The 11,726-nt window shown below is 59.0% G+C and carries 10 protein-coding genes; 7 read left to right on the plus strand and 3 right to left on the minus strand.

Annotation, left to right across the window (positions count from 1 at the left end):
• The first annotated feature begins 674 nt into the window (after positions 1-674).
• From ACVWYP_RS14800 to ACVWYP_RS14810, 3 genes are all read left to right on the plus strand, one after another.
• A complete protein-coding gene (locus ACVWYP_RS14800) occupies positions 675-2,303 on the plus strand; it encodes an acyltransferase family protein (RefSeq protein ID WP_038388882.1) in 1,629 nt (542 codons plus the stop codon).
• Between the two features lie 217 nt (positions 2,304-2,520).
• Complete coding sequence (locus ACVWYP_RS14805) at positions 2,521-2,727, plus strand: cold-shock protein (protein ID WP_028345381.1); 207 nt, start codon at positions 2,521-2,523, stop codon at positions 2,725-2,727.
• 615 nt (positions 2,728-3,342) lie between these two features.
• Entirely contained in the window at positions 3,343-3,756 is a 414-nt protein-coding gene (locus ACVWYP_RS14810; protein ID WP_155258903.1) for a hypothetical protein, read from the plus strand.
• Between the two features lie 1,106 nt (positions 3,757-4,862).
• Here ACVWYP_RS14810 and ACVWYP_RS14815 read toward each other — a convergent pair.
• Entirely contained in the window at positions 4,863-5,453 is a 591-nt protein-coding gene (locus ACVWYP_RS14815; RefSeq protein WP_245288976.1) for a nucleotidyl transferase AbiEii/AbiGii toxin family protein, read from the minus strand.
• Positions 5,454-5,464: 11 nt separating this feature from the next.
• Between ACVWYP_RS14815 and ACVWYP_RS14820 the strand changes: the two genes are divergently transcribed.
• Positions 5,465-6,304, plus strand: coding sequence for an IS5 family transposase (locus tag ACVWYP_RS14820; protein WP_259245116.1), 840 nt, complete (start codon positions 5,465-5,467; stop codon positions 6,302-6,304).
• Here the strand turns inward: ACVWYP_RS14820 and ACVWYP_RS14825 are convergent.
• Positions 6,299-6,667: a nucleotidyl transferase AbiEii/AbiGii toxin family protein gene (locus ACVWYP_RS14825; protein WP_244436094.1), complete on the minus strand. Its 369-nt coding sequence runs from the start codon at positions 6,665-6,667 to the stop codon at positions 6,299-6,301. The two genes, ACVWYP_RS14820 and ACVWYP_RS14825, sit on opposite strands and share 6 nt — an antisense overlap.
• An 8-nt stretch (positions 6,668-6,675) precedes the next feature.
• Positions 6,676-7,497, minus strand: coding sequence for a type IV toxin-antitoxin system AbiEi family antitoxin domain-containing protein (locus ACVWYP_RS14830; RefSeq protein ID WP_028344355.1), 822 nt, complete (start codon positions 7,495-7,497; stop codon positions 6,676-6,678).
• Between the two features lie 696 nt (positions 7,498-8,193).
• On the opposite strand from ACVWYP_RS14830, the gene ACVWYP_RS14835 reads away from it, so the two are divergent.
• Genes ACVWYP_RS14835 through ACVWYP_RS14845 form a run of 3 tightly spaced genes read left to right on the plus strand, consistent with a single transcriptional unit; the run spans position 8,194 to position 11,704 of the window.
• The gene (locus tag ACVWYP_RS14835) at positions 8,194-10,662 is read left to right on the plus strand and encodes an NEL-type E3 ubiquitin ligase domain-containing protein (protein WP_028344356.1); all 2,469 of its coding nucleotides are present in this window, start codon (positions 8,194-8,196) and stop codon (positions 10,660-10,662) included.
• On the plus strand, positions 10,659-11,603 hold the full coding sequence (locus ACVWYP_RS14840) for a hypothetical protein (RefSeq protein WP_202948954.1): 945 nt from the start codon (positions 10,659-10,661) through the stop codon (positions 11,601-11,603). The genes ACVWYP_RS14835 and ACVWYP_RS14840 overlap by 4 nt, the downstream gene beginning before the upstream one ends.
• 11 nt (positions 11,604-11,614) lie before the next feature.
• Entirely contained in the window at positions 11,615-11,704 is a 90-nt protein-coding gene (locus ACVWYP_RS14845) for a hypothetical protein (RefSeq protein ID WP_304498977.1), read from the plus strand.
• Positions 11,705-11,726: the final 22 nt, after the last annotated feature.

Here is an 11,726-nt window from a genome sequence, read left to right on the forward strand (position 1 = left end):
GGTCTTGATCTCAGCGATCTTCTTTGTCATCACGTTTCCTTTCCTTCTCTGGCACGCCAGGCCAAGCGAAAGCGCGGTCAGTCGTGCAGGAAAAGAATAATGAGTTGCTGCACCAATCCGCAGCGAGATTCCTTGACCGTCGCTGTCAAAGAAATTGAAAGCGCGGCTCAGACTGGCGCTACCAAACGACCCGATCTGGCGCTTGGACCCGCTGTAACTGGAGCTGGGCTTTGTCGCGCGTCGCCAATGCGGTTCCTTGCTCTGCGCTGACCTGGACTTGCATCGGGCACTTTCGGCGCCCAACGCAGCGAGCAAATTGGCTGGCAACGGCTCGTCATTTTAGGAAAGCGCTCCGGGAGCAAGCACGGGTTCAGCAAGTATGGCGGCGACCGGTCAAGGGACGTCCCTTGCGCCGGAGCCGGTCGAGCGCGGAATATTCGAATCCGGGCCCCCTACCAGAAGGCAGAGTTTCAGCGTTAGCGGGCTTGCCAATAAGGTACTGCGGTTGCTCTGATTTTGATTTGAGCTACCGAAGGAACCTGGCTGGTCGCATGGCACGCTCGCGCAATGCGATCGGTCCTCATGGACGCTATCGCGTTCCTTCTCCAGCAGACTGCCCTTGCGCCATCGATCGCCAGGATTTGTACCCAACGCGCAAATGACGAGCGACACCGATGGTTAAGCAGATACCCGCGCTGACCGGAATCCGGTTTGTCGCGGCAGCAGCAGTGGCATTGTCTCACGGTGGAAGCCTGTTCCTGGAGGGTACCAGTCTTGCACTCGATATCAGCATCGGGACGCTGGGCCTGTTCGGAATGTCCGTCTTCTTCACGTTGAGTGGCTTTGTCATTCAATATAACTATGGCAGCTCGATTGCCGGCAGCCCGCGCAAAGCGATCCCTGAATTTCTCGTGGCGCGCATAGCCCGAATCTATCCTCTGTTTGTTATTCTCTTTCTCGTTGAGCTCTTGACCGGACCGATGGTCTGGCCATGGCTTCTCGAAACTAAGGCGGCAGCCGAGGGATTTTCGTGGCACATTGTCCCGTTTCAACTCGGGATGATTCAAACCTGGTTCTTCGCAAATGTAGCCGGCGTTGCCCCCGTCTGGCAGTACGAAGAGATCGGCATCGTCTCCTGGTCAGTCAGCACCGAATGGTTCTTCTATCTGGTGTTTCCGCTCGTATGCCCGTTACTTGCGCGAGTCAGAACAGTTCCTGCGGCGATCTTATGCGCGATTGGCGCAGTCGCAATCGAGCTTGGCATCGACCTTGCGGTGCTCATGCTTCAGGACCGCATCAATCTGTTTGCGCTTCACGCCTATGGGACGGATGCGGCTCTGCCGAACTGGAAGAACACGCTCATCCTCTGGATCGTCTACTTTTCGCCGGTTTGCAGGGTATGGGAATTCGTCCTCGGCTGTTGTTTGGCGAAGCTCCATGAAGCGTGGCTGGCCCAGGATTTCAGACCATCTCGAGCTCTGCTCGATATCGCCGCAATCGTTGGTGTCGGCGCGATAGGCTGGGTGTTCTGGTTTACCGCCCACAAAGCGCCGTTTGGGGCGACCATGAGCCTGTTCGATATTGGGCGCAACAATATCGCTCTGGCGGCACCGATTGCGCTCATCCTTGTCGCGGCGGCTCAGCCCGTCAGCAGTGCAGGACGGCTGTTGTCGGCAAGGTGGCTCGTCTTCCTCGGAGAGGCCAGCTTTGCGCTTTATCTTGTACACATCATTATCTACCAGCGTTTTCCGGTGGTACGTTGGGAAACCGCAAGCCAACTGCTGGGCCATCTCGGCGCGCTCGCGCTTGCTTTCACTCTGGCCACCTGCGTCGCGATCCTGCTGCATTTTGGCCTGGAGGTGCCGGCCCGAAGGCGAATTCGCAGCTGCTATCAGGCGGCCTCGCCAGAACAGCGCAGGCGCCTGGTACGATTGGGAAGTGTTGGCCTTGCCACTCTCATCGGTGCGGCCGCAACGTATGCGCTGCGCGATGCGGCGGGGGACGTCGTCACGCAATCAGGGATTTCGGTCGTTTCTGCCACGTATGGCGGCAATTGCCGCTGGATCTCGGCGCGCGGCAACGCCACGGGTGCGGTTGCAGCAGCCTGTAACGGCAAGGACGCATGCACTTTCAGTGCAGGCACGGCGCGGATCGGTGATCCTGCTCCGGGCTGTGCGAAGGAGTTTACGGCCGCCTGGTTCTGCAAGGGCGACCGCACCATTCGCTCCAGCTCGGCTGCGGATGAGCGTGCCATGATCTCCGCTCTGCAACTCTCCTGTAACGCGGTCACGCGCGATGAATGAGTCGAAGGTTCAGACGTCATTCGGATTCCGAGCCTGAGGCGAACTGGCTTCAGCATTAGGTCTTGCTGCCGGCTGCGCAGAGCGTTCGGGCCGCGTAGGTTATACGACAAAGAGGTCGCGGACGTGACGGGTGCAGCGAACCGGCGTCTCTTTGTCCACCTTGATGGCTGCGAGACTCTTCGCTAGATCACAACGGTTCACTTATGGAGATGCCGCCGTGGCAATGGGTATTGTGAAGTGGTTCAATTCGACCAAAGGTTATGGCTTTATTCGGCCGGAGGACGGAAGTGCCGATGTCTTCGTGCACATCAGCGCCGTCGAAAAGGCCGGTTACACCACCCTCGAAGAGGGGGCCCGGGTAAGTTACCAGCTCAAGGCAGGCCGTTCGGGCAAAATGTCAGCCGAGGAACTAAGGGTTGGCTGATCCAGTTCGCCTCCGGAAAGCGTCTGCCTGCTAGGCGTATTCTCGTACCTGCGTCTGGCGATGTCTCGTCACCGGTGCGCCGGACGCTTGCCGTACGACTGTCGTTTCCAATCAAGGCTATGCCGCAATACTGCCTGAAGGCTTGATTCAAGCCGTCGATCGCCAATGCCGGAGCAGTTCCAGATTTTTTCCCTCCTCGTGCAGGTGTGAGCGTGGCGTGAAATCGTCGGTAGCCATGAATGGTCCGAACCGTACGCTCGTGCCCGACAGGTCGAGAGGTGCATGTATCGCCCGAAGTCACGATGCGCCGACCGGCGCTCACGATCTAAGAGCGATGCTGTAGCGTATGGAGCTCCCACAATGGAGTTCGTCCGTTATGGACAATGGGCGCGCGGCGCTCCGGCTGCGGGTCTGTCCTGCTACGCTGACGTACCGGCCCTCGATGAAAAGTCGTGCATTAGCTTGAGCGAGGGCGAGGTCAAATCCCAGGAGCTGGCCCCGCGGGATTAGCCAATATAGTTGAGGTTAACGGCGTCGTGCTGTTGACGATCCGCCCCTGACATTGATCCATTGCAGGGGAACTGCACACACACACAGCCATCGGAGACACGGCAAGTGTCCTTCCAGCTGACCGTCCTGAAAGTATTGGCCGGCCAGCCTGGCGGGCGAGCTTCTGTTGCCGAAGTCCGACGCGCCGTGGAGATCCTGATGAACAGCGGCCGCGACTGGACCGATCGCATGAAGCGGTTGGCCGAACATGCGCCGGACCTGAATATCTTTTCGGCGAAGTTTGTCTTTCGCGATGCGTTCGGCTGGGAAATTACGGAAGACGGCCGGCAATTCCTCTCTGCGCTCGAAAGGGCCGTCGCCGATCAAAGAGAGTCATCTCGATCAACGATCGACTCCTCGCGCAGCGAAGTCGCTGCGCAAGCGGTCACAGATGCGGCAAAATCACTTACTCCCCGCAGTCTTCGTCAGAGGCCGCGGCGACGCCGCAGGAAAGGTGGATTCAATCGACGTACAGCATGAAGCGGGAGCCCGACCAGGTGCGAGGCGCGCACAGCAGCTGACCTTGGCAGAAGTGCTATCGATCTCGCGCGGCATCGATCAAAACTGCGGAAAAATATCTTGCAGTGTAACCTGGGTCATATGCAGCCCCACTTCTTCACGGGCATTATCCGGAAGGCAGTTTCGGTGGGGTACTATGGACGACGAGTTTTGTAGAGAGAGGGCGCGAACCGTCCGGGAACTTGCTGAGCAAGCTGACCCGTTCATCAAAAAGCGCTTGTTGCAGTTGGCCGCCAATTACGAACGGCGCGTTGGTCAGCCAGAAAGAGCAGACCCAGATCGCGCTGACCTGCTGGTATGTAGGGCGCCCATCCACCCGTCGTGATTTCAGAGATGGCGCTTACCATTACAATCATTGGGCGGCGATGCGGGGCGTCATCGCTGCCAGCCTTTGCCGTTACGCCACTGGTGAAGGGGAATGCATCGGACCTTCACATCACGTTGCCGGATATTCTTAGCCCGGAAGAGAGCGTCGAAGTGGGTATTTCGGGATCGGGCTGAAATCGGGTCGTAAGCAAGCCTACGCGCAAATCGCGATCGAGGATTATGTCGAGGAACTCAAGGCCGGACAAATCCCCGAGATAACCGATATGGACGAGCTCCGCGCGAGCCACGAAATCCGCGTCATTGCTGATGGCGGAGGGGAAGAAGCAGAAGCGCTAGCTGTATGACTGCTTCGTCTACGAACTGACGTATACGCTGCCAGCAATGGCGCCTTCGAATTCGTCGTTGCCGACGCCGGGCGAGCGGTGCTTGCAAGCCTGCGGGAAAATTCGGAGTTTGCCGGCCTTGAAGACTCCGGCGCAGCATTGCGGGTCGCTGCATCCCACGGCGCGTCGCGGCTCGACCGCCGCACGGGCCGCGGCTACGGGATCGGTAAGTTGTTTCGCGCCCTGGCTCACGATGCCGCCGAGCTAGTTTCGCAGCGTCCCACGAACCATCACGTCGCTTCCCACATCCAGAGCGGCTTAACGCACAACTGCTGAAACGCCTTCGAGCCTAACGAATGAAGTTCGTACGTGGCCGGAGCAGCAAAGGCGGTCGGTGCACTGGGACGAGTCATAGGGTCAGGTGCTGGCCAGCTCAGGCATTTCGAACTGCTTCGCCATGGCGGACGTCTCAGCCCAGGCGTGGCCGGGGATACGTTTTACAAGCTTCGTAAAGACCGTAACGAACGCGGCGCGCTCGGCTTCGGCATCAAAATCCTCGGCGTCGTCCGCGGCAAGTAGCGGGCGCACGTCGGCCAAAAACGATGGATCTTCCAGCTTCGCCCACATGCGCTCCTCGGCCTCGGCGCGGGAAATGGCTTGGCCGGAAGCACCTAGATATTTGCCCAACAGCTCCACGATGCGTGCGGCGTCTAGTCCGTCGAGCAACGCAACAGCTTTGGCAAGGTCGACGAGGTCCCGGCCCTTGTCACGTTGGAGAAGCGCGCGGAGCTTCGTTGCCAGGATTTCCTCCCGGCTGAATGATGCAATGTCCGCCTTGTCATTGAACCAGGGATTCTTGACCTGGAACGGAAACGACTTTGCCCTGTCATAAGCAATGCGCTCTCGCGTGGCGATCTCGACTTTGACGCGGATCGGCTGAGAGGCTGACCGGAAATTAAAGTTGGGTGATTTCAGCAGGTTGTGATTCTTCGAGGTGTTCGAAGCCATCGGAGAAGCAGATGACCTGGACCGAAATCACCCGCTGTCAGCATGACAGACGAGCGCTGCGCTATGCAAGCGATTGTACGGATGCGGAATGGGCCTTGATCGAGCTGTTGATGCCAGGGCGGAGCAAGGTGGGTCGACCGCGCAAGACCTGCATGCGATCGGTATGGGATGCGATCCAGTACATTGCGACGACGGGATGCCAATGGGCGCTTTTGCCGAAGGATTTTCCTCCCTTTACGACGGTCCAGTACTATTTTTATGGCCTGCGCGACAGCGGGGTGTTGGACTTGATCAATGACGCCTTGGTTGAAATCGCGCGCAGGCTTGCTGGACGGGAGCCGCAACCAACGGCGGCGATCATCGACAGTCAATCGGTCAAGATGACCGAGAGCGGTGGGCCGCGCGGCTTTGATGCGGGCAAGAAGATCAAAGGTCGCAAGCGTCATATCGTCACCGACACACAAGGAAATTTGCTGAGCGCCATCGTGCACCCGGCCAATGTTCAGGATCGGGACGGTGCGCCGACCGTCGTCACTTTGGCGTGTGCGAGCTACCCGACTATTGCGCACTTGTTTGCTGACGGCGGCTACGCCGGCGAAAAGCTTGAGAACGCGCTCCGGAGAATCGACGGGCCCACTATTCAAATTGTCAAACGCCCGGATGAGGCAAAAGGCTTCGTTGTTGTTGCCCGACGCTGGGTCGTCGAACGAACGTTGGCATGGCTTAACCGCTGCCGACGTCTTGCCAAGGATTGGGAGGCCTCCGTCACCTCGGCTGAAGCATGGCTCCTTATTGCGTCAACTCGACAACTGGTCCGCCGCATCGCCAGATCGGCCAACGTCAAGTCATGAATTTTGAGTCAGACTCTGAGAGGCGTTTTCATCTTCGGGCTTGATAGTGAAAGTAAGCCGAGGCCCTATCTCTCCGAGGTCGTAATGCGCCCGCCCCATCCATGGCTCCAGGACAGCCCGGAGATGGTCCAGAATTGGGCCCACGGGGCCTTCCGTCGTGCGCGTGAGATCTATGTCTTCCGAGTACCGATAGGCGCTTGGGAAGTGCAGCTTGTTTAGAGCGGTGCCTCCGCGGAACCGCAGCTCTTTCTTCAGATAATCATCCTTGAAGATTTCAACGAGTGCCCTGGATATGATGAGGTCTTGCTCGACCTGTCGATCTTCGGGCCATGGAGCTTTTTGACTCCATGCAACGATGTTCATGGCTGGAATCATTGATCGAGCTCCGGACGGCGATGGACCAGCACGTTCCAGCGTGTGTCACGTTCCGGCGGCTTGCGGGTCTTGCTACTACGCTTGGAAGGATCGAGTTCGACCCAGGGCAGCAGTTTTTCGTTTTGCAGGTAGGCGTGAAGTGACTCGGCTGCCTGGCTGTGTTTGACGTAGTCGAGCAGGTATCCGAGGCGCTGGATAACGGACCGCTCAAAGGCGGGTGCCAATTTCTGGAGTTCGTGCGCCTTCATTTTAGCCCCGAGATCAGAAAGGACAGTGGCAATGCTGTCTATCGTTCCGGTCACATGCATATAGCGCAAAAGGTCGAGCCCAGTGAGTTCGGGCGACGATAGCTTGAAGCGGCCAGTATCGGTCTTGTGGTCAACGATCGCTCCCGAAAGAGCGCCTATTTCCTTTCGATAGAAGAAGGAAAGGATCGAGCGGCCGGCGCGGATTTTGGGCATCCGTTTGTCGGTTACGATTTGGAATTGCATGACCGCCTGGTGGGACGCGCCGTGTATCTCAGCCGCCTTGAGCAATCCGACATAATATGGGTGCCCCTCGTGTTCCATGAGATCGTCGATATACCACTGCGGCGGTGGAGCACCGCGCACCAGGTACTGTGGAGGGACGACGACGTAAAAGCCGTGCCGCGGATTAAGAAGCTGCCCTTTCTTCTGCAGGCGTTTGGCGGCGGCCAGGAAGCCCCGCGAAGTTACCTCCAGTTCGGCGATCGCTTCGTCCCGCGTAAACGAGATCCGTCCACCGGCGAGCAGATCCGTTAGATAGGAAGCGAGAGTTCGGCGGCTTCGAAGCATCATGTATAAATATACCCAGAACGTAGGTATTTTTCAACACAAAGCTATGTTATAAAATCCATAGAAAGTGGTGTTTTTCATACATGGGACTGTACCGATTCCGGTGCCTTACAGTCGTTCCTTCGCAGGACCAAGCCTGTCCCGGCCCAACAAAAATCTCCCGGAAGGCCTGTTATCCGCGTGCCCCGAGTTGGCGGCCACCGGGAGACCGCAATGAGCATTATAACTGGTGACTTCGTTACAGTGCGCGCTTAGATTGAGCAGGAAAATATTCGTAGTTTCGGAAACGATTTGGAATGCCGCTTTCGCTAAAGCCGTCCAGTGCTACCGAATGCAATTTTTCTGGATGGTCGATTAACAAGAAAAGCCGTGCCAAGCTGTTGAAGTTATCGCCTACCCGTATTTGCGACAGGAAGAAAACGCTCAGCGCGTGATCAATGCCTTGTAGCCGCGCCGACGGGCTTCAAAAGGCAAGCGCGGACGTTCTTGAGAGAGCCTCAGAAATCTGCTTCTCGAAGTTCCGACATGGTCCGGCATCGGCATGTTGAACTCCAGCGCGGGCAATCAAGCGCTAAGCGTCCCGCAGGACAGTTACGCTCATTCTGATTCCTCGTCAGCTTCTCGAAAGCCAAGCCTTGTAGCGAGAACGTGTTTATCCAGCTCCGGCATTAGCTAATCGTATCTGTCAAAGGAGATGGGATGGATCCGTTCAACAAGCTCAACCCATTCGAGGCCCCAGATGTCGATCGGGCGTACTATCATGGGCTGGAAGAGCAGCAGGCGGACGAAGCGGGGTTTCCGCAGCACCTGAACGAGTTGCATCCGCACGAGCGCCCGCCCTCCAGTTCAAATAGGCTCGGCGACGCGGACGTTGTGTCGAACAGAGATGCGGATCCTTTGGGAATGCCGCATGAGGGTCGCGTCGGACAGGGCACCTCGCGGTTGCCATCGGATCCGCCAGCCTTCTCTGGACAAGGGATCAATCAACATGTGCTTTTTACGGCCGCGGATCGCGGTGGCCAGTTGCCAGCCGGCAGTTTCAGTCTGCCGGATTATTGGCACGGCATGGATGCGGCTGCCGATTGGCCGACGCATAGTGTCGGTCAGGAGGAGCATTCGTGGGCGGAGGCCAGTGACGTGGCGCCGGAGTGGGCAACGACCCCAGCAAATCCTTGGCAGCAAAATCTCGGGGCAGCAATTCTCGGCCGACGGCCCCTGCGAGGTGATGGCAATACCTCAACAGGAGGCGGCCGGCTCACCCCGGCCGCAGCGCAGTGGACCGAAGCATTGCATGACACACGGGCCTCTGGCCCTGCAGGCGGTGCGGCGGACTTCGAAGGCTCCGTCCTCAGGGAATCGCGGCTCGACCAGATCTTGGACAAATGGGCCTGCGATGAGCGGCAGGCGGAAGGCGAGGATCGGCAAGAGGCGGTAAGACGAATAATAGCCTGGGGCGAAACTGGCGACGTCTATGCAGGGCTGGAGCTGCAATACTTAGGCCTGACGACATTGCCCGACACCCTTCCGCCCGGGCTCCAATCGCTCAACGTGAGCGACAACGAGCTTGTGCACTTGCCTGACACTCTCCCGTCTGGACTTCGGACGCTCGGCGCCAGCAACAACCGATTGACTCGCCTGCCCGACGCCCTCCCGACGGGACTCCAGTCACTCGTCATCGGCAGCAACCAACTGACCGGGCTGCCCGACACCCTCCCGGAGGGGCTTTCGACACTCGCCGTCAGCAGCAACCGGCTGACCAGCCTGCCCGACACCCTGCCGGTCGGGCTCCAGGACCTCGATGTCCGCGGCAACCTGCTGACCAGCCTGCCCGACGCCCTCCCGAGCGGACTTCAGTTGCTTGCCGTCGGCGGCAACCGGCTGACCAGCCTGCCTGATACCCTCCCGCCCGACCTCCAAGAGCTCGAAGCCGATGGCAACAGGCTGACCAGCCTGCCCGATGCTCTCCCCGCCGAGCTCCAGTTGCTCTTCGCCCGCGATAACCACCTGAATAGTCTGCCCGAGACACTCCCGCCCGAGCTCCAGAGACTCCACGTCAGCGGCAACAGGCTGACGAGCCTGGCCGAGACCCTCCCGGCCGAGCTCCAGGTGCTCGAGGCACGCGACAACCGGTTGATCGGCTTGCCGGAGACCCTGCTAACCCAGCTAGGTTCTGGGTGCATGGTTTATGTGGATGACAATCCGCTGCCCGAGCAGGTGCGGACGAATTTGGCGGGAGCTCTGAATGCCCCGAACTATGCTGGCCCGCGGGTCTTCTTCTCGATGGGCGGGGGAACGGCGGTGGATCAGGAACGGCCACTAGCCGAGGCGGTAGCGGACTGGTTGAAGGGCGAGCCGGAGGCGATCGCCGCCTGGCAGAACTTCGCCGACGAGGCGGGTGCCCCAGCATACGCGCTCTTCCTCGACAAGCTGCAGAAGACTGTGAATTATGATAATCCCGAGTTCAGACAGGCGGTGGCCGAGGACCTGCGGCAGGCAGCGACCAGGCCGCCATTGCGCCAGCAGTTTTTTCAGCTGGCTTTCGGGGCGAGCGAGACCTGCCAGGATCGCATCACCCTGACCTGGAACGGCATGCAGACCGCACGTCTGAAGGCTGATGTCGAGGATGGGGCCTATGACGATCGGCTCGGTGAACTCATCCAGCAGGCGCGGGTCCTGTTCCGCCTGAACGCGCTCGATCCGATCGCCCGTCAGAAGGTCAACTCGCTCCGGTTCGTCGACGAGATCGAGGTCTATCTCGCCTATCAGGTCAAGCTACGTGATCGGCTGGACCTGCAGCTCATCGCGCCGGACATGCGGTTCTATGAAGTCTCCTACGTCACTGAGCACGATCTCACCGCAGCCGAGACGCAGGTGCGCAATCAAGAGGAGGCGGGGTTCGCCGACTATCTGGCAACTCACTGGCAACCTTGGGAGACGGTGGTGAGCCGGATCGCCCCCGAAGCCCATGCACAGATGCAGGTCCGGCTCAGGGAGGCGATGGACGAGGAGTTTCCGAGCCGCCTTGAGCAACGGCTCGCAGATCATCACCTAACCGGAGACAGCGAGGCCGAGGTGCAGTTCGGAGCCCAGATCCGCGAGGAGATCGCCCGCGAAATTAAGGGCGCGCTGATGCGCCAGGTGCTTGGGGACCGCGGGCTTGAACTGTGAGCGGCCATCCGATTGCGAGGGGCGTCGATCTTGTTTCCACCCGCCTCTCGCTACGTCATGTTGTTTTCGGATGCCGTCGCACCGACGGCGCGGCTCCCGAGAGAGACCAGTGTGGTTTCACACACCTTAAGGACGAGTGGAAGAAGATCACGGGGCCATTGGAGCGCAACAAGGAAAAGCCGCTGCGCTTCCTGCGCTATTTCATCATGGCGAATTACAAGGTGAAGAACGAGCGCCGGGACGGTGTGGTGCGCGAAGACGAGATTTACGACTGGCTGATCGACAAAGACAATGCCGAGCTGTGCGGCTACCGCAGCGATTCGTTCGGCTTCGTCCGTAAGATCATTCGCAGCGTCGAGCGCTACATTGGCGTCACCGAAGGCCGTGGTAATGACGGCGCGTCCAGCACCGCCATGGACACGCTTCAGCAGCTTTGCGGCGCGGCATTCAGCTTGCACTATGTGCTGCTGGCAGCCGCGAACTTTCCCAAAGCGCTGTTCGATCACTTCGTGCGGCAGCTTGAAAGTTTCCTATTCTATTACATCTTCACCAAGACTCCGACAAAGGATCTGGAGCGCAATTTCTCGATATGGGCGGACGAACTGCGCGAGATCGCGGAAATCGCCGATGCGAAGGCGCAAAAAGCCAAGCTCAACGGGTTCGTGGCAGAACGGCTACAAAAGAACATGGTCGGCAAGGATGCCGAGCTGGGCGATACGCTCAAACGATACACACTTGGTTCGATGCAGCAGTACCGCACGCGCTATTTGCTGGCCAAGCTGGCGCAGCATGTTGAAATTGCCTTCAAGGGCATGAGGGGGCCCGGCGGCCTTGGCGAATTCACCGCGCTCGAGATCGAGCACATTCTGCCCGACACGCCGGAGGCCGATCTCCGCCAGTCCTTCACCGCCGCCAATCCCGGCAAGCGCTACACAAAGTAAAGCTTGGGAACGTGACGCTCTTGGAAAAGCCGATCAACATCGTGGCGAGCAACGGATTCTTCGAGAAGAAGAAGCCCGAATACGCGAAGTCGGGTAATTAGTCGTCCGTGAAGATCGGCTAAG

It is taken from the genome of Bradyrhizobium sp. USDA 3262 (genome assembly GCF_054060035.1).

Coding starts and splice junctions, on each gene's coding strand:
- ACVWYP_RS14825 (WP_244436094.1), bottom strand. CDS start 6,667: ATGAACATCGTTGCATGGAGTCAAAAAGCTCCATGGCCCGAAGATCGA.
- ACVWYP_RS14800 (WP_038388882.1), top strand. CDS start 675: ATGGTTAAGCAGATACCCGCGCTGACCGGAATCCGGTTTGTCGCGGCA.
- ACVWYP_RS14820 (WP_259245116.1), top strand. CDS start 5,465: ATGACCTGGACCGAAATCACCCGCTGTCAGCATGACAGACGAGCGCTG.
- ACVWYP_RS14830 (WP_028344355.1), bottom strand. CDS start 7,497: ATGATGCTTCGAAGCCGCCGAACTCTCGCTTCCTATCTAACGGATCTG.
- ACVWYP_RS14835 (WP_028344356.1), top strand. CDS start 8,194: ATGGATCCGTTCAACAAGCTCAACCCATTCGAGGCCCCAGATGTCGAT.
- ACVWYP_RS14815 (WP_245288976.1), bottom strand. CDS start 5,453: ATGGCTTCGAACACCTCGAAGAATCACAACCTGCTGAAATCACCCAAC.